The organism is Streptomyces sp. NPDC046215 (assembly GCF_040646215.1).
GTDB classification, from domain to species: domain Bacteria; phylum Actinomycetota; class Actinomycetes; order Streptomycetales; family Streptomycetaceae; genus Streptomyces; species Streptomyces stramineus.
Genome location: NZ_JBEYZW010000005.1, coordinates 56116 through 73175, shown reverse-complemented (window position 1 = coordinate 73175; position 17060 = coordinate 56116). Strand labels below are relative to the sequence as shown.

The 17060-nt window shown below is 70.8% G+C and carries 16 protein-coding genes; 6 read left to right on the top strand and 10 right to left on the bottom strand.

The window, feature by feature from the left end; genetic code table 11:
* Positions 1–6: 6 nt before the first annotated feature.
* The 7 genes from ABZ951_RS03550 to ABZ951_RS03520 all read right to left on the bottom strand — a co-directional run bounded on the left by ABZ951_RS03550 (position 7) and on the right by ABZ951_RS03520 (position 8536).
* Positions 7–1086, bottom strand: a complete 1080-nt coding sequence (locus tag ABZ951_RS03550) for an amidinotransferase (RefSeq protein ID WP_344085647.1) — start codon at positions 1084–1086, stop codon at positions 7–9.
* A gap of 34 nt (positions 1087–1120) precedes the next feature.
* Positions 1121–2128 (bottom strand): fatty acid desaturase, encoded by a 1008-nt coding sequence (locus tag ABZ951_RS03545; RefSeq protein ID WP_344085644.1) that lies wholly within the window; start codon positions 2126–2128, stop codon positions 1121–1123.
* 46 nt (positions 2129–2174) lie between these two features.
* Complete coding sequence (locus tag ABZ951_RS03540) at positions 2175–3170, bottom strand: hypothetical protein (RefSeq protein WP_361278769.1); 996 nt, start codon at positions 3168–3170, stop codon at positions 2175–2177.
* On the bottom strand, positions 3167–4357 hold the full coding sequence (locus ABZ951_RS03535) for a metallopeptidase TldD-related protein (protein WP_361278766.1): 1191 nt from the start codon (positions 4355–4357) through the stop codon (positions 3167–3169). Before ABZ951_RS03535 ends, ABZ951_RS03540 begins: the two co-directional genes overlap by 4 nt.
* Position 4358: 1 nt before the next feature.
* Positions 4359–6494, bottom strand: coding sequence for a radical SAM protein (locus tag ABZ951_RS03530; protein ID WP_344085635.1), 2136 nt, complete (start codon positions 6492–6494; stop codon positions 4359–4361).
* Positions 6491–7831, bottom strand: a complete 1341-nt coding sequence (locus ABZ951_RS03525) for a radical SAM protein (RefSeq protein WP_361278763.1) — start codon at positions 7829–7831, stop codon at positions 6491–6493. The genes ABZ951_RS03530 and ABZ951_RS03525 overlap by 4 nt, the downstream gene beginning before the upstream one ends.
* 207 nt (positions 7832–8038) lie before the next feature.
* Entirely contained in the window at positions 8039–8536 is a 498-nt protein-coding gene (locus ABZ951_RS03520; protein ID WP_344085629.1) for a nuclear transport factor 2 family protein, read from the bottom strand.
* Between the two features lie 657 nt (positions 8537–9193).
* Here ABZ951_RS03520 and ABZ951_RS03515 point away from each other — a divergent pair.
* Together ABZ951_RS03515 and ABZ951_RS03510 are read left to right on the top strand one after the other, a co-directional pair.
* Complete coding sequence (locus ABZ951_RS03515; RefSeq protein WP_344085626.1) at positions 9194–10153, top strand: GNAT family N-acetyltransferase; 960 nt, start codon at positions 9194–9196, stop codon at positions 10151–10153.
* Positions 10154–10285: 132 nt separating this feature from the next.
* The gene (locus ABZ951_RS03510) at positions 10286–10765 is read left to right on the top strand and encodes a hypothetical protein (RefSeq protein ID WP_344085623.1); all 480 of its coding nucleotides are present in this window, start codon (positions 10286–10288) and stop codon (positions 10763–10765) included.
* Positions 10766–10902: 137 nt separating this feature from the next.
* On the opposite strand, the gene ABZ951_RS03505 is transcribed toward ABZ951_RS03510, so the two are convergent.
* Complete coding sequence (locus ABZ951_RS03505; protein ID WP_344085620.1) at positions 10903–12330, bottom strand: PLP-dependent aminotransferase family protein; 1428 nt, start codon at positions 12328–12330, stop codon at positions 10903–10905.
* Here ABZ951_RS03505 and ABZ951_RS03500 point away from each other — a divergent pair.
* On the top strand, positions 12329–13570 hold the full coding sequence (locus ABZ951_RS03500) for an aminotransferase class V-fold PLP-dependent enzyme (protein WP_344085617.1): 1242 nt from the start codon (positions 12329–12331) through the stop codon (positions 13568–13570). The genes ABZ951_RS03505 and ABZ951_RS03500 overlap by 2 nt on opposite strands.
* Positions 13567–14877, top strand: coding sequence for an MFS transporter (locus ABZ951_RS03495; protein WP_344085614.1), 1311 nt, complete (start codon positions 13567–13569; stop codon positions 14875–14877). The genes ABZ951_RS03500 and ABZ951_RS03495 overlap by 4 nt, the downstream gene beginning before the upstream one ends.
* A gap of 96 nt (positions 14878–14973) precedes the next feature.
* On the opposite strand, the gene ABZ951_RS03490 is transcribed toward ABZ951_RS03495, so the two are convergent.
* Complete coding sequence (locus tag ABZ951_RS03490; RefSeq protein ID WP_344085611.1) at positions 14974–15849, bottom strand: PhzF family phenazine biosynthesis isomerase; 876 nt, start codon at positions 15847–15849, stop codon at positions 14974–14976.
* Positions 15842–16210 (bottom strand): helix-turn-helix domain-containing protein, encoded by a 369-nt coding sequence (locus ABZ951_RS03485; protein WP_344085608.1) that lies wholly within the window; start codon positions 16208–16210, stop codon positions 15842–15844. The genes ABZ951_RS03490 and ABZ951_RS03485 overlap by 8 nt, the downstream gene beginning before the upstream one ends.
* Before the next feature lie 189 nt (positions 16211–16399).
* Here ABZ951_RS03485 and ABZ951_RS03480 point away from each other — a divergent pair, with 189 nt between their 5' ends.
* Positions 16400–16693, top strand: a complete 294-nt coding sequence (locus ABZ951_RS03480; RefSeq protein ID WP_344085733.1) for a DUF1330 domain-containing protein — start codon at positions 16400–16402, stop codon at positions 16691–16693.
* 170 nt (positions 16694–16863) lie between these two features.
* Positions 16864–17001: a hypothetical protein gene (locus tag ABZ951_RS03475; protein WP_344085605.1), complete on the top strand. Its 138-nt coding sequence runs from the start codon at positions 16864–16866 to the stop codon at positions 16999–17001.
* Positions 17002–17060 lie beyond the last annotated feature (59 nt).

Here is a 17060-nt window from a genome sequence, read left to right as displayed (position 1 = left end):
CATTCATCAGAAGTACGACTCCAGAGTCCCCTTGCGCCGGATGTCCAGCGTGGCGCAGTGGAACGAGCCGCCGAAGACCGTGTAGTGCTCGAAGGAGCACGGTACGGGCTCGAAGCCCCAGCTCTCGAACGCCTTCATCAGCGGCGCCTGCGACCGCTCCACCACCACGTGCTCCGGGTCGAGCATCAGGACGTTGACGCTGCTCCAGCGGCTCATCAGGCCGCGCTCCATGACCGGTGTGACCACCGGTTCGGGTGGGATGAGGACGTCCCAGGACCGGAAGACCTCGGGGAGGGAGTCCGGGTCCAGGAACTCCGGGTTGACCAGGACCTTGCCCGGTGCGAGCGGCAGCAGGGAGGTGTCGATGTGCATCGCCCTGGAGTAGCGGGAGGCGATCTCGTGGACGCGGTACTGCGGGCCGAGGTGCCGCCTGAGCCACTCGATGCCCAGGCGGTTGGTGACGTGGCTGCGCTCCATGAACAGGTCCCGGCCGCAGCGCATGATGTCCGCCGCGTCGAAGACCGGCTCCGCCTCCGTCACGAAGTAGGTCATGTCGGCGGACCAGGCCGGCACGTCGTAGTCCGGCCGGAACTGATCATCCGTCAGCCGGGGTTTGGGGGCCGCCGTCCAGCGGGCGCCGGACCGGAAGTACTCGGTGAGGAGCGAGCGGTAGGGCCACACCTCGAAGTACCGGTTGCGGTCGGCCATCGGCACCTCGATGATCTCGTCCCCGACGACGAGCAGCAGATCGCGCGGGTTGGCGGCCGACATGCCGTTGGCCACCGACCAGCCGGGGGTGCGAAAGGGGCGGGCGGTGTCCGGCGGGTCGGGCCGGCGGACGGTGACGTGCGCCGCCTTGAGGATGCCGAGGAACTCCTCCAGGCCCTCCTGCGCCCGCTCCACCACGTCCCTGGGCACCGGGGCGCCCCGGTGGCCGGGCGAGGCGGCGATCTTCTCCCAGGAGGAGGGCGGCACGGTGATCCGGTCGAGCACGTCCCACGCGGAGGTCATGGCCCCGTCGACCCGGCCGACGACGACCTCCTCCAGGGGATCCCATTCGTTGAACGTCGAAACCACGCCGTTCATGGGCATCGCTTCCTTCCAGTGGTCGGTTCCGGCGTCAACGCGTCATGCAGGTCTGCTCGTCGCCCTGGTAGACGATCTCCCCGCGCAGCACCTTGCGGTAGAAGCTCCAGTACGACGGCTCGACGGTCCCGACCTTCTCTTCGATGGAGTCGTGCAGCCGCGGCACGTTCACCATGGGGACACCCTGGTGGTAGTGGTGCGCCGTGTGCAGGTTGTTGCAGTTCGTGATCCAGCGGGCGAACCGGGAGGCCCTGATGGTCCGGGTGTTGGTCAGGACGTCGGGGTCGGTCTGGGTGTTCAGCCCGAAGTGCTCCGGCAGCTCGATCAGGAAGTGGACGGCCTCGCTCAGCAGCAGGACCGGCAGCAGCCACGCCCACACGAAGAACCAGTCCCCGGTCAGCAGGCTCACCGCGACGGCGCCGGCGGCCAGAGCCGACAGCACCCGGTACTCGTTCTGGATCGCCCGTGCGGCCCGCGGCCGGTCGACGCCGGGCACCGGGCGCCGGGCCAGGCCGCGGCCCATGTTGCGCACGACGTCGGCGTACCGGCCGGGGTGGAACGCGGCGGTGGCGAAGCCGTGCACGCTGTCCAGGCCGCGGAAGCGGTAGTTGAAGAATTCGAGGTTCCGCTCGGTGCCCAGGTAGGCGTGGTGCCGGAGGTGCTCGTACTTGTAGTGGGAGAACGAGCTGAACATGAACATCCCGCAGACGAACCCCCACAGCCGGTTGGCCCACCGGGAGTGGAAGGCGTGCTCGTGCAGGCACTCGTGCTGCAGCTCCACGAGGTAGGCGTACGTCACCCCGAGCACGAGGACGGAGACGGCGATGGTCACGGGGTTGCGCAGCTCCAGCAGGGCCGTGTAGCAGACGACGATGACCCCGAAGGCGATGGCGATCTTCACGACGAACCGGCTCGGGCGGCGTTCGAAGTACGTCACCGGCAGCCCGCGCCGGGTGTCGACGCCGCGTACCGGCGCGAGCATGACGTCCTTGGCGGAGTCCGGGTCGAGTGGTTCGTCGTCGTGCGGGGCCGTGGATGACATGGCGGTTCCTCTCTCCTCGGCGGACGGGTCACGGACGGCCGGGAGATCAGGGAACGAACACCCGGCCCGCGTGCAGTGAGGTGATGACGGTCGGGGTGAGCCGGTAGCGCGCCCGCCCGATGGGGTCGCGGCCGAGCCCGGGCCGCCGGGGGCCGCAGCGGGCCCCGGCCGCCGCCAGCAGTTCGCCCGGGGCGCCGCGCAGCCGCAGCGGTCCGGTGCCGCGGCCGGTGCCGGAGCTGTCGGACACGCGGTAGGCGGCGCTCCAGTCGAGGGTTCCGGCGGCCGAACGGGCCCTGGGGGCGAGCGAGTCGATGATCAGCGCCCGCGGCGGTGGTGCCGTGCCGGGCAGCCGTCCGGCACCGGCGTCCGGCAGGTCCCCGGCCGCCCGCTCGCCGAAGGTGCCGTGCGGCGCGAGCCAGAGCAGCGGATCGCCGAGCAGCTCGCGGGCCCGGTCGAGGTCGGCGCGGGTACGGCCGATCCCGCCCGGCCCGGCCGGCGGCAGGGGCAGGTCGTGGGGCGGGTACGGGGACGGGGCCGGGGGCTCCGTGCGGTCCGGCGCCGTACCGCCCCGCTCCTCCCGGGCGGCGGCCGCGAGGGCCAGCAGGGCGGACGGGCCGAGGAGGACGGGCGTGTCGGCGCGGATCTCGTCCGGGCCCGCGGCCCGGACCCAGGGCAGGGCGTCCTCCGGGGCCGGCCCGTCCGCCAGGTGCAGGACGTGGTCGCCGTCCCGGACCAGCAGGTAGGCGCGGCTGTGCGACAGCACCGTACGCCCGTCACACACGATCTCGGTCCCGGTGCGGCCCGCCTCGACGAGCAGCCCGTCCCCGCGCAGCACCGGGCGGGCCTTCTCCGCCAGCACGCGCCACGCGGTGCGCGCCCGCCCGGCCGGGTCCGCCCCGGCGCCGTCCGCCGGGCGGACGGCGAGCCGCCACCGGCCCGGTTCGCCGGACTCCGCCCGCAGGACCAGATCGGTCCGTGCTTCATGGCCGCCGGGTGACACGCGCACGGCGGTGTGGCGCCGGACGACGCGGACGGCCGTCACGACGCGCACCGCAGAGCGCTGAACCGGACGGCCGGTGCGCACGTCCCGACGTCGAACAGCATCTGGCGGTCCTTTCCGCACAGGGCGTTGTCCGTGAACTCGCCGCGGTCGCCGAGTTCGACGATCCGGGTCAGGACGTCGGCCTTCTCCCGGACGCGGCCGGTCACGTACTCCCCGGTGCGGCGGCCGGAGCGGATCCGCTCGCCGAGCACCAGCCGGGCCTCGACGGTGTCGCCGAACCGGATGCCGTCGGCGAGCCGGTGGACGAGCAGGCCGTGCCCGGCGTTTTCCACGAGCTCGTCCCACGCGGTCGCGCCCGGCCGGCAGACCAGGTTGGACATGCGGGGCAGCGGGCGCTGGAGCACCGACGCCGCCCGGCCGTTGGCGGTGGGCATCGCCCCGGCGCGTGCGGCGCTGGCGGCGCTGTGCAGTTGCCGCACGAGGACGCCGTCGACGACGATCCGCTGCCGGCCCAGGACGGCGATGCCGTCGTCGTCGCGGTCGTAGTGGGCCGGGCCGCCCTCGGCGAGGGGATCGTCATCGAGGCTGACCAGGTCCGCGGCGACCCGGCAGCGCAGGCGGTGTCCGAGCGGCGGCGTGCCGTCGGGGGCGCCTTCCGCGAAGTGACCGGCGGCCTCGTGCAACAGCACACCGGCCGCCTGCGGCGACAGGACGGCCGGCGGGGCGCCCGCCTCCAGCGGCCGGGCCCGGTCCACGGCGGCCAGCAGCCCTTCGGTCGCGTCGAGCCAGCCGGGGTCGAGGAGCCGTACGGCCCCCGGGCCGCGTCCGCTGCGCCCGACCGGGACGGTGCGGCCGGCCCGGGTCGCGAGGTCTCCGGTGAGCGACCAGACCCGGCGCTGCTGCGGCACCGGCTCACCCGCTCCGGGCCCGGCGACGGCCCGGACCGACGACGTGTGCGTGTAGTGCAGACGGCTCCCCGGGCCGAACCGGGCGTGCAGCGCGGCCAGCGCCGCCGCGGCCTCGCGGTGGTCGTCGAGCGGGGCGGGGTCCGGCAGCGGCAGCCGCCGGGGCGCGGGCGGCGGGCCGGTGAAGATCCGGACGCCGGCGCCGGGCCGCTCCCAGCGCCCGCCGTGGAACTCCGTCCGGTGGCACCGGCTCTCACCACCGCCGGCCGTCACCACCGCGCCGAGGGACCGTTCGACGCGCACCACCTCCGCGGCCGTCACGTCAGCGCGCCTCCGCCGTGCCGACGGCCGGTGCGGGACCGTCCGGTGCCTTGCCGTTGACGCGGGCGGGGCCGCCGCCCGGGGCCTTGCCGTGGGCGGGGGGCGGTCCGTCCGGCGCCTTCACCACCGCTTCGCCCTCCAGTAGGAGCCCCATCCCGGCCAGCGAGCGGATCAGCCCGAGGCCGCGGTCGAGCGCCCGTTGCGGATCCTCGCCGGCGGAGGGCGGGGGGAAGACCTCGGCGATGAGCTCCCGGGCGGTCCGCCGGCCGTCCGCGCGCTCCAGCAGGGTGCGGGCCGCCCGGCCCAGCTGGATGGTCTCGATCTTGTCGGCGGCGCTCTTGCGGGTCACCACGTACGCCCCGCCGCCCGGGGCCGCCGGAGCCGTCTCGCCGCGCAGCAACTCCTGGAGCGCATAGGGGAATTCGGCGCCCAGGAAGTCCCCGGGCCGCAGCGCGGACTCGGGGCCCACGGTGGACGCGGCCGGCCGGGGTCCGGGGGAGGGGAGGCCCGCGGCGTCCAGCCGCATCATCTCGTAGCGCACCAGCGCGGCGACGGGGCTGTCCTCGATGCCGAGCCGGACGGTCTCCTCCTGGGCGAAGACCAGCAGGTCACGCGGTTCGCACTGGTGACGGTAGCGGGTGCCCGGCGAGTGCCGGTCGTTGTACCGCTCGATCCAGGCGACCCAGCGTTCGTACCAGGCGAGCGGTGAGTCGTAGTGGGCGAGCAGGTGCGGCCACAGCGAGGCGAGGACGACCACATGGCCGGAGAGCTCCTCGGCCGCGTCGATCAGGGCTTCGTCGACGTCCGGGGTGGCGAAGCGGTAGTCGGTGCAGAAGAGGTCCTTGTGTTCCCTGCGGTACTGCTGGATCTGGGCCATCCGGGAGTCGGTCACCGGGGCGTCGTAGTACTCGGCCGGGCGGTCCAGGGTCATCTCGTACTGGCGGTACATCGGCGACTGGTGCAGCGGGACCAGCGTGAACAGCTGGCTGCGGCCCTCGCCCTCCCGGAGGAACTGGAAGAACCGGGTGAGCGTCTCCTCCAGCGTCTCGCGGGTCTCGGTGGGGTAGCCGACGATGAAGCCCGCGACGGGTCGGACGCCCGCCGCCTTGGTGGCCCTGACGATGTCCAGGCAGTGGTCGAGGTCGAGGTTCTTCTTGATCCACCGCTGCATCTTCGGCGAGCCGCTCTCGATGCCGTAGTAGATCTCGTCGCAGCCCGCGGCGCCCATCTTCTGCAGCAGCTCGGCGTCGATGACGTCGGTGCGGGTGCTGCAGCCCCAGGTGACGCCGACGTCGCGGGCGATGAGCTCGTCGCAGAACCGGTGCGTCCAGTTGCGGTCGCAGGTGAAGATGTCGTGGGAGAAGTTGACGCTGGTGCGGCCGAACCGGTCCCGGACGTACTCCATCTGCCGGACGATGTCGTCGATCGGCCGCATCCGGAACCGCCGCTCCCAAAAGGGCGCGGTGGCGCAGAACGAGCACTTGAAGGGGCAGCCGCGCCCGACGTCCAGGTACAGGTTGGCGTCGGTCGTCATGTCGAAGGCGTAGTAGGCGGGCCAGGGCAGGTCGCCCAGGTTCTTCACCAGCGGCCGGTCCGCGTTGACCACGGCCTCGCCCTTGCGGCGGTACGTCAGCCCCCGCACGTCGGCCGGTTCGCGGCCCGCGTCCAGGGTCGCCAGCAGTTCGCTGAAGGTCACTTCGCCCTCGCCGCGCACGATGAAGTCGGCCCACGGGAACCGCTGGATGAACTCGGCGCTCATCGGTGTGACGGCGGGTCCGCCGAGACAGACCAGGGTGTCCGGCGAGCGCCGTTTGACGGCCTGTCCGATGAGCACGGTGTGGGAGAGGGAGTCCGCGTCGGTCATCAGGCCGACGAGGTCGTCGCCCGCGGCCAGCACCGAGGCGGCGATGTCGTCGTAGAGGGCGTCGGTGTTGGGGATGGTGCCGTCGACGAGGAGCCGGTTGACCTCGACGACGTCGATGGCGGCGGGGATGCCCGCGCTGTCGGCGGCCGCCTTGAGGGAGAGCAGCCCGACGGGCACGAAGGTCTGCATGGGCATCGGGTCGCCCGGCCCGGTGTGCAGCGACATGCCGCCGTGGTTGAGGTGCAGGCTGCTGATCAGCCCGACGTCCATCATGACGCCCGCCCCGGCCCGGAAGCGCTGTCGTCCGCCTGCGGCCGCCGCAGCTCGACCAGCGGCTCGGACATGATGTGCTCGCGGAAGAGCTCCTCCCGGCGGATGATGCTCTGCCGCTGGAACTCGGTGGTCCCGCAGCCGTCGTAGCTGCCGTTGAGGATGCTGGACTGACTCGGGCAGCGGCCGGTGCAGAAGTATTTGTCGTCGTTGATGGGACAACCGCTGCACGTGTCCTTGTAGTTGTCCCAGGTGATCTTGCGGATGAGCCAGTCGTCGGCGTCCCAGATCTCGGCGAACGACGTCATCTGCACGTTCCCGCCGCCGAGCACCTTGCTGCCGGCGCAGGTGCTGCACGGGAACACGTCCCCCGAGGAGCTGACGTAGCACACCCCGCGCCCGCTCATGCAGCGGCGCGTGGCGAAGACCATGGTGTAGAGGAAGTCCAGGACCTTCCCCGCGCACAGGCCGAGGGTCTCGTCCTTCTGCCGGGCCCACTCCTCTTCCGCGATCCAGAACCGGGCCGTGTTCTCCACGTCGTGCACGGTGCTGGCGAGATCGCGGTGCAGCGCGCCGCGGCCCATGGGGATGAAGGGGACGCTGCGCAGGCTGATGTCGTTGTCCCGGGCCCAGTTCATGATGACCGGCAGATCGTCCACGTTCTGATGCGTGGTGGTGGTCATGATGCTGGTGTTGAAGCCACGGTCGCGCAGTTCGGCCAGGCGGCGGGTGACGTAGGCGAACTCGCCCTCGTTGCGGTATTTCCCCTCGCCGTGCAGGCCGTCGATGCTCAGGCTGATGATGACATCGTCACGCGGGAGCCGCTCGATGATGCTCTCGGTCAGTGTCGTGCCGTTCGTGGGGATGCCGACGACGAATCCAAGGTCATAAGCGCGCTGCACGATATCGCTGAAGTCGGGGTGAATGGTGGGCTCGCCACCGGTGACGATGAGCGAGAAAACGCCCATGTCGGCCCATTCGTCGAGCAGTTCCATGATCCGCTCGGTGGGCAGCTCGGTGCTGCGCGCCTTTCCGCCTTCGACGAAGCAATGCGGACAGCGAAGGTTGCAGGTTCTGGTGATTTCCAGCCAGACCATCGCGGGGGCCCGGAAGCGGAATTCCGTTTCGACGGAGAGACGGTCGATGAGGTGATCGGCACAGAGCTCGGGGGGCTGTCCCGCGCGCAGCAGCGGCTCGACTCCCTCGTCGTACATGGCCATCGAACCGTCCGGGAAGGCGGCCAGCCAGCCGAAATCCTCCCGGCGATAACGGATCAGCGGCCGGGCTTTCTCCGGGAGCCGCCGGGCGTATTCGGGCGTGCAGGTCACGGTGTTCCGCAACAACGTACCCCTCCAGAAACCTCAAACGTTCAGAAAGCCGGGACCGTGCGCTTCGGCGACGCGGTGCGAGCGGGCCGGGTGACAAGGTGGGCGGTCATGCCGGGGGTGAGGGCGGGGAGCCGGGGGGCCGGGGCGCCGGGGCGCCGGGTGCCGGGACCCGTCCAGGACGGGCCCCAGCGGTGCCGAAACGTTTCGGCTTGGAGGGACTTACTTCGGAGTGCCGACGGTGCTGGCCGTGGTGGCCGTGCGCTCCTCGATGATCGCGATCTCCTCGAGCGCCCGCTCCGGCGTGTCGGGCACGGCCGGCATCTCCTGCGGGGAGATGTGCAGGTGCGCGATGCGCAGCGTGCCGCGGGAGTCGCGGGTCGCCACGAGGGTCTCGCGCAGGTAGTGCTGCTCGTCACCGAGGGCCACCCGGGAGTGCAGGCTGATGAGCGCCGTGTCCCCCATGATGCGGATCTCGGGCGACAGGATCTGGCTGCGCCGGGTGGTGCCCGGTGTCAGCGCGAACACCCGCTGGAACTCCTCGCGGCTGTCGATCCGGGTCGGGGACGACTGGACGAAGAACGTCGCGTCGGCCGCGAACAGCTTGAAATAGTCGGGGCTGCTGTTCTCGTAGGTGGTCTGGTACTCGCCGAGAAGCTGATCGACAGCTTCGCGGGTGATGGCTTCCGTACCGACGGATGCCATGGACTCAACGGTCATTCGGAGAACTCCCTCTGACTCGTTCCGCCTTGGCTGCACGCGAGAGCACGAGCAGCCGAAGAGCCCGAATGGACAGTTCCGATAAAGCCTGAATGCGGAGATCACAAGCAGACCGGGCTCAGCGTGCCCGCCGCGCGCAAGCATGACCGTCGCAGAGCTCGGTAACCTCCCCGGCAGATCGCAACGGTCCGATTTGAGCTCTTGTGACTCCCGATTGAAGGCTGCCCGGCGTCGGCCTGTCAATGCTTGGGGCGTCTCACGGAAAACTGACCGCCCTGATCAATTCGCGCCTCCGGCTGCCGACTGGCGGAATTCGGACGGGAAGTGGCGGCAATCGGACGACATTCGGAGTCCGAATACCACCACCCCGGCGCACCGCGGCCTGTCGTGGACGGGGTGCCGCCTCGTCGCACAGGTAAAGCGGTTGCCGGACGGCTCCGCGTTCGGATAGATGTGACGAACGGACAGGGGTGACGGACGGAGGCCCCTGGCCGGGCCGGCGGGCCGTGACAGCGAGAGGAGGGGCACATTCATGATTCCCATGACGACTGCGCTGGTGTCCTCCTGGGGTGCGGACCACGTCTGACCCGGTAAGGAGGGGCGCCCGCGCCCGCACCCACACCGGAGTCTGCCTTGACTGCGCGACAGCATGACCTGATGGTGCGTCCGATCGCGGGACGCGAGGAACTCGACATCTTCACCCGGCTGCCCTACACCCTCAACGGTGAGCTGGCGGACGACCTCACCGCCGGCCGCCGCCGGCCGGACTGGATGTGGGTCGCTCTGCGTGGCGACCACCTTCTCGCCAGGGCCGCCTGGTGGGGCCGGACGGGAGAGGCCGTACCGCTCTCCCTGGACGTTCTTGACCTCGACGACAGCGCCCCGGCCTCTGCGCGTCTGGACGCCGGGGAGCAATTGGTGAGGACCGCCATGGCCGCGATTCTCCCCTCCGCGACCCGGCCTCCCGAGTACAGCCGCTTCGTCCCACCCGACTGGCGGGAGACCACCGCACGGGCCGTCGAGGACCGGATGACGGTACTGGAACGAACCGGCGCCCGGTTGCTCGTCGAACGGTTGCGATGGGAATGGCGCCCGGGCACGCCGATCCAGGCTCCGACCGGACGCCTGACGTTCCGTCCCGTCGGCGCCGCCGAGGAACTTCTGACTCTGATGACCGCGGTGCTGGAGGGAACACTGGACGCGCACAGCCGTGACGACCTGACCCGGATGTCCGCGCGCGAAGCGGCGGTCAGCCATTACGAGGACGAACTGGAGCGTTACACGACCCCGAGGGACTGGTGGCGCGTCGCGACCCTGCCCGGGGGAGACCCGGTGGGGTTCGTGATCCCGGCGCGCAACGCGTACAACCCTGTCATCGCCTACCTCGCGGTGCTCCCGGAGCACCGCGGCAAGGGCTACGCCGGCGACATCCTGGCGGAGGGCACGAGACTCCTCGCGGAGCGCGGCGCCGCGCGCATCCGCGCGTCGACGGACGTCGGCAACCCACCGATGTCACAAGCCTTCCGCCGCGCCGGGTACGCCAATTACGAACGCCAGCTCAATATGACGTGGGGCCGGCGGGGCGGGGGGCTTTCGGGGGTCGCCGCCGGTGCCTAGAGCCTCCGGAAGGGTGCTTCAAATCTCCTGAGGGAGGCTCGGCGAGACACAGAGTCTAAGTGTGGATGGACAGAGTCAACGGCGTATGTCAGGCTGAGGTCAGACAGAGTGAATTTTCCACGTGGGGGAACCTTGCTTCAGCAGGAAAGCGAATACGTGTACGTGCCGGTGCCTCGGCAGTTCGTCGCGGAGGTCCAGGCGTACGTCGTCCAACTCTCCGGGCACACGACGGTCGAGGGTGACGCGTCGGGCGAGAAGCCGGCCGGTGAGACGCTGAGCGAACAATGGACCGTCGAGGTGCTCCAGAGGCTGGCGGCGACTCAGCTCCCGTCCACGCAGAGCGTGAGCAGGCTGCTCGATGTGCTGGCCCGGCATGCTGGTGACTACGTCAGCACAACTCGCCTTGTCGAGCTCCTGGACATCGACCGCACCCACCTGCGAGGAGCCCTCTCAGCCTTCAGTCGCCACCTGAAGAAGCACTTTCACGGCCGCGACTGGCCCATGACCTGGATCGAGCAGCTGAGCCCGAGCCCCGACTTCAAGACGGAGTTCTTCTACACGGTGGACGGCACCATCGCTCAGCGCTGGCAGCAGATCCGCGCAGAGGCCTGATCAGGGGCGGGTGGAACGGATACCCGCACAGTGGTTGAAAGCCCCAGGCGACATGACCTGGGGCTTTCTCGCGGAGCGGATGAAGAGCGGAACTGAGGCCGTGCCGCTGCCCGCTCGCACGGCCCAGCGCGCGGTAATCAGGTGTCCCACCCTCCCTTTGGGGCGAGGTCTGCCAGGGCGGTCCCCAGCCGGCGTGCCCCCTCGGTCAGCTCGGCGTGGTCAGCGGTGGCGGCGAACCCGATGCGCAGGTGGGCCGCCGGCGGCTCGGTGGCGAAGTAGCGGTTGCCGGCGCTCACGGCGACGCCGCGTTGCCGGGCGGCGCCGGTGAGGACCGCGTCGTCCACGCCCGACGGCAGGCGAACCCACAGGTGAAGTCCGCCCGCGGGCAGCCCGGTCAGGGTCGCGCCGGGCATCTCCCGGGTGACCGCGGCGGCCAGCGTGGCGCACCGCTCCCGGAGCGCCGCGCCGAGGGAGCGGACGTGCCGGTCCCAGGACGGGGAGCTGAGCACCTCCAGCGCCGCCTCCTGGAGCGGGCGGGTGACGAAGAAGTCGTCGACCAGGCGTACCGCCCGCATGCGCTCCATCACCGGCCCGCGGGCCACCAGCGCCCCGATCCGCAGGCTCGGTGCCGCGGGCTTGGACAGGGAGGTCACCTGGACGACCGTGCCGTCGCGGTCGTCGGCCACCAGCGGCCGCGGCACCGGGCCGCCGTGCCCCAGGTGCCGCGCGAAATCGTCCTCGATCACGAACGCGCCCGACGCGCGTGCCACGTCGAGGATCTGGCCGCGGCGTTCGGGGGACAGCACGGCACCGGTCGGGTTCTGGAAGGCCGGCTGGCAGTACAGCAGCCGGGCGCCGGTCATCGCGAACGCGTCGGCCAGCAGGTCGGGCCGCAGGCCGTCGGCGTCCAGCGGCACCGGCACCGGCCGCAGGCCCGCGGCGCGGGCCGCGGCAAGAGCCCGGGGGTAGGTGGGCGATTCCACGAGGACCGGCGTGCCGGGCCCGGCGATGGCCCGGAACGCGATCGACAGCGCGCTCTGCCCGCCCGCGGTGACCAGCACGTCCTCTGGTGCCACGCTGCCCCCGGCGATGCGGGCGAACACGGTGCGCAGCGCCGTCAGACCGCCGGCCGGTGCCCGGTCCCAGGCATCCGGACGGCGTGCCGCCCGCGCCAGAGCCGCGCTCAGGGCCCGGGTGGGCTGGAGCGAGCGGTGCACGTACCCGCCGTCCATGGTGATCGTCCCGGCCGGCGGCGGTCCGAGCTGTTCGGTCATCAAGTGGGTGTCGACGGCGCGGTCGGTGAGGGCGACCGTCTGCCAGTCCGTGTCGGCGGCGACTCCGCCGTGGTGCCGGGTGCGCTGCGCCACGTACGTCCCACTGCCGGGGCGGGTCACCACCGCGCCCTCGGCGGCCAGTGCGGCGATGGCCCGCGCCACCGTCGCGGGGCCGACCCGGTACTCCTTGATCAGCTCCCGGCTGCTCGGCAGCCGGTCACCGGGGGACAGCCGGGAGAGCAGCGCCCGAAGGCTTTCGGTCAACTCACCAGAAGTGCTACCGTCATTCATGAGAAACGATAATAGCGCTACTGGGTCAGGTCGGGAAGCACTTCAGCTCCTGGACGTCGCCGCTCTGCGGGCCGAGACGCCGGGGTGCCGAAAGGTCATCCACTTCAACAACGCGGGCTGCGGGCTCATGGCGGCCCCCGTGCTGGACGCGATGGTCGGCCACCTCAACCTCGAAGCACGGATCGGCGGCTACGAGGCGTCGGCCGCCCGGGCCGGCGAAGTCCGCGAGTTCTACACGGAGATCGCCGCTCTCATCAACACCACACCCGACAACATCGCCTTCGCGGGCAGCGCCACCCACGCCTACGCCAACGCCCTGTCCTCGATCCCGTTCGAGCCCGGCGACGTCATCCTCACCACCCGCGACGACTTCGTCTCCAACCAGATCGCCTTCCTGTCCTTGCGCAAGCGGTTCGGCGTCCGCATCGTCCACGCGCCCGACACACCCGAGGGCGGGGTCGACGTGGCGGCGATGGCCGCGCTGATGCGGACCCACCGCCCCCGCCTGGTCTCCGCGACGCACGTCCCCACCAACTCGGGGCTCGTCTCGCCGGTCGCCGAGATCGGCCGCCACTGCCGCGAGCTGGACCTGCTCTACCTGGTCGACGCCTGCCAGTCGGTGGGCCAGTTCGCCATCGACGTGGAAGAGATCGGCTGTGACTTCCTCACCGCCACCTGCCGCAAGTTCCTCCGCGGCCCGCGCGGCTCGGGATTCCTCTACGTCTCCGATCGCGTCCTGCGCGCCGGCTACGAACCGCTGTTCATCGACATGCACGGCGCCCGCTGGAGCGAACCGGGCGGCTACGAGCCCGCCGGTACGGCGGCCCGGTTCGAGGAGTGGGAGTTCCCCTACGCCACGCTGCTCGGCAGCGCCGCCGCCACGCGCTACGCCCGCAAGGTCGGCATCGAGGCCATCGAACGGCGTACACCGGCGCTCGCGGCCCGGCTGCGCGAGCGGCTCGAAACCGTCCCCGGGGTGCGCGTGCTCGACCGCGGCCCGCGCCTGGCCGCGCTCGTCACCTTCGAGGTGGAGGGCTGGCAGCCGGAGCCGTTCAAGGCGGCCATGGACGCCCGCGCCATCAACTCGGCACTCAGCTTCCGTGAGTTCGCACAGTTCGACTTCACGGACAAGGGCGTCGAATGGTGCCTGCGCCTGTCGCCGCACTACTACAACACCGAGGAAGAGGTGGACCACGTCGCCGGCGCCGTCGCGGAGATCCTCGGCCAGGGGCGGCGATGACGGCCACGGAGACGCGGGCCGCGCCCCCGTACCCCGGAAGCCTGTGGCGCAACGGCGACTTCCTCAGGTTCTGGCTCGGCGAGACGCTGTCCCTCCTCGGCACCCAGGTCACCAACCTCGCCCTGCCCCTGACCGCGATCGTCGCCTTCGACGCCACGGACGAGCAGGTCGGCGTGCTGCGCTTCCTGCAACTCGTCCCGTACCTCGGGCTCGCCCTGGTCTTCGGGGTGTGGGTGGACCGGGCCCGCCGTCGGCGGATCATGCTCGGCGCCAACCTCGTCCGGGCGGTCCTGCTGGCCCTCGTGCCCGTCCTGTACTGGACGGACACGCTCAGCCTGGCCTCGCTGCTGGTGATCGCCTGCGCCGTCGGCGTCGCCTCGGTGCTGTTCGACGTGAGCTGGATGTCCTACGTACCCACCCTGGTGCGCGATCCCCGGCACTACGTCGAAGCCGGCGCCAAGATGGGAATGAGCTCCTCGGCGGCCGATGTGGCGGGGCCCGGACTCGCCGGTGTCCTGATCGGCGCCCTGACCGCACCCGTGGCGCTGATCGTGGACGCCTTCTCCTACCTGGTGTCCCTGATCTCCCTGCTGCTCATCCGCACCCCCGAGCCCCGCCCCCCGGCCGGACGCCGGCACGTGCCGACCGAGCTCCGGGACGGTCTGCGCTGGGTCCTTGGGAATCCGGTCCTGCGGTCACTCGCGCTCATCGGGTTCTGCTGCAACTTCTCCATGGTCACCGTGTGGACCATGTTCCTGCTGTACGGGACGAGGGACCTGCACCTGGACTCGACGACCCTCGGCGGCATTTTCGCCACGGCCTCCGTGGGCGGACTGATCGGCGCGGCGATCTCCCGGAAGATCATCCGGCGCTTCCGGCTCGGCCCGGTCTACCTGGTGGCCCAGTCGGCCCTCCTCGTCGGCCCGACACTGATCGCCGTGGCCGCCGGCCCCCGGCCGGTGATGGTGGGGATGTTCGTGCTCTCCTTCTTCACCACCTACCTCGGACTCGGCGTCGCCGGCGTGATCATCGTCAGCCTGCGCCAGGCCAGTACCCCGCAGTCGATGATGGGCCGGATGACGGCGGTCTTCCGCACCCTGCTCTTCGGCGGCGGCGCACTCGGCGGCCTCTCGGCGGGCCTGCTGTCCGGCCGGATCGGCGCCCACGGCGCACTGACCGCGGCGGCCATCGGCTCCGCCGCCGTACTGATCGCGCTCGTCCTGTCCCCGGTCAGCCGGCTCACCGGCCTGCCGACGGCACCGGAGGAACCCGCCACCGCGGCAGCGGGCGGGCGGACAACCGCCTGAACCGGAGAAACCCCGAAGGGCCCCACGGCAAGCGGTGGGGCCCTTCGGCATCGTTTCCAGGGGCTGGGAGTTGACACTGATGAGCTTCGGGCCGGGCTATGGCATGCGGATGCTGCGTAGGACATCCGCGGCGCCGCCCAAGCGGACCCGCGGCCCCGACGCGTCGGGTTGTGCGGTGGCGGTGGCGGTGATCGTGGAGGGACTGCCGAGGGAGTCACCCATGTCGACTGCGATGTCGCTGATGCCCTGGCCGGCCAGGTGAGCAGCGAGGCAGGCGGTGCTGTTGGCGTTGGCGATGTCTTCCGCGACGCCGATCGACGGGGCGAACATGCGGGCCGCGACGCGGCCGGTGGGCGTCGGCACCGAGTAGGCGTAGCAGCCCAGGAAACCGAGACGGTCGCAGGCGGCACGGAGCCGTTCGAAGTCCGGGCTGAGGGTGGTGAGAGCGGACCGCGTAGTGAGGGGGACCAGCAACCGCGGCCTCCCCACTGAGGCGACGCGCATACCGGGAGCGAGTGTGCCCGAGGTGACACCGAGTGCGGGCAGGACAAGGTCGCACTCGATCGCTGTGGGCCTGCGGAGGTTTACAGGGCCGGGGTCGAAGGCGGCGTTGGCATGCGTCTTCTCCCGTACGGACCAACCAGGAAAGACACGCCCTGCCGCATGGATGGTGGCTCGGCACTCCCGGCCCCCGGCGCGCTCGGCCATGAAGGCCAGAGCGGCAACCGTCCCATGTCCGCACGCAGGCAGTTCTCCCTCGGCGGTGAAGAAGCGCAGGGACACGACCGGACCGCCTGGTCGGCTGTCGTGCACCGATACGAAGACGGCATGCGACGTTCCCATCAGAACCGGCACACGGCGGCGCTCATCGTCACTCAACGGCGCCTCGACCAGCACCGCGGTGGGACTGCCGCCGTGGCCGTCGCGCAGACACGCGCGGACGATCGTGACGGGCAGACCGTATCTACTCATCGCCCTGCCTGGGCCCTTGTGCCGGACCGGCGTCCGTATCCTCCGCCCACCGCCGGCTCCACGCGAACAGCGGTTGGAGGGCGTCGACAAGGTCCTCACCGAGCTGGGTGAGGTGATATCCGTCCTCGCGCAGAGTGAGCAGCTGGACATCGGCCAGCTCGCCGAGCCGGGTGCTGAGCACACTGGAGGACATGCGCTCGCACCGGCGCTGCAACTCACGGAAACCGCCCGGGGCTTGACTCAGCTCCCACAGGATGAGCAGCGTCCAGCGCCGTCCCAGCAGATCGAGTGCGGCCATGACCGGGCGTCCCGATGCGGACCCCCGAACCGGTACGCCGGGCCGCGGTGTTCCGCCTCCCATGTTCCCCTCTCCTCTCCTCCTTGCGCTTCGCTTATCGAAGCAGCATAGTGATTCGAAAACAGAAGCGTTAGCAACGGGAGCGCCGATGTCGCGAAGAGCGAAGCCGTGCTGAGCTGCTGTCGCCGGGATCGAGCAATCTGACGTGTCAATTCGAAGCCGGACATGTCCGGCCGAACGCAGGAGGTCTCCATGGCCAAGGGTTACTGGGTCAGTGTCTACCGCGTCATTTCCGACCCCGAGAGGCTGGCTGCCTACGACAAGCTGGCCGGTCCGGCCGTCCAAGCCGGGGGCGGGCGGGTCCTGTCCAGTGGCGGCCGAGTCGTCGCCCGCGAAGCCGGAAACACGCACCGCGTCGTTCTGATCGAGTTCGACAGCTTTGAGCAGGCCGTCGCGGCATACGAGAGTGAGACCTACCAGGAGGCGCTGGTGGCCCTCTCCGGTGCCGCCGAGCGCGACTTCCGCATCGTCGAAGGCGTCAACTGACCGACGGGCTCAGCCATCGCGAGTTTCACTGTTGGGGCAGTCGGGGTGCTGATCCGTCATCGTCGCCGTGGCGGTCACCTCCGACCTCGCAAACGGTGGCGGGCTCAAACGGTCAGAGCATCACCGCTCTTCAGGAGGCCGGAGTAGATCTCTGGGGGTGCCCGGGAGCCGTGAACCGTGCGGGGCGGGTTGTTCGGCTCGGCCGCGACGCCGCCGAACTCACCGCGCTCGCCGACCACCTGACCGCGCACGGTCTGGTCCTGGAGGTGGTCGCCGACCCCCAGTTCGACACTCTCGCCAAGGACTGAGCGGCAGACGTGCCACAAGGAAGGGATGTGATGGAGGTCACATAAAATTCTCCGGGGTT

Excerpts from the sequence above, each read along its gene's own strand:
- ABZ951_RS03550 (WP_344085647.1), bottom strand. The coding sequence starts at position 1,086 with ATGAACGGCGTGGTTTCGACGTTCAACGAATGGGATCCCCTGGAGGAG.
- ABZ951_RS03545 (WP_344085644.1), bottom strand. The coding sequence starts at position 2,128 with ATGTCATCCACGGCCCCGCACGACGACGAACCACTCGACCCGGACTCC.
- ABZ951_RS03530 (WP_344085635.1), bottom strand. The coding sequence starts at position 6,494 with ATGATGGACGTCGGGCTGATCAGCAGCCTGCACCTCAACCACGGCGGC.
- ABZ951_RS03520 (WP_344085629.1), bottom strand. The coding sequence starts at position 8,536 with ATGACCGTTGAGTCCATGGCATCCGTCGGTACGGAAGCCATCACCCGC.
- ABZ951_RS03515 (WP_344085626.1), top strand. The coding sequence starts at position 9,194 with ATGGTGCGTCCGATCGCGGGACGCGAGGAACTCGACATCTTCACCCGG.
- ABZ951_RS03500 (WP_344085617.1), top strand. The coding sequence starts at position 12,329 with ATGAGAAACGATAATAGCGCTACTGGGTCAGGTCGGGAAGCACTTCAG.
- ABZ951_RS03505 (WP_344085620.1), bottom strand. The coding sequence starts at position 12,330 with ATGAATGACGGTAGCACTTCTGGTGAGTTGACCGAAAGCCTTCGGGCG.
- ABZ951_RS03495 (WP_344085614.1), top strand. The coding sequence starts at position 13,567 with ATGACGGCCACGGAGACGCGGGCCGCGCCCCCGTACCCCGGAAGCCTG.
- ABZ951_RS03490 (WP_344085611.1), bottom strand. The coding sequence starts at position 15,849 with ATGAGTAGATACGGTCTGCCCGTCACGATCGTCCGCGCGTGTCTGCGC.
- ABZ951_RS03485 (WP_344085608.1), bottom strand. The coding sequence starts at position 16,210 with ATGGGAGGCGGAACACCGCGGCCCGGCGTACCGGTTCGGGGGTCCGCA.
- ABZ951_RS03480 (WP_344085733.1), top strand. The coding sequence starts at position 16,400 with ATGGCCAAGGGTTACTGGGTCAGTGTCTACCGCGTCATTTCCGACCCC.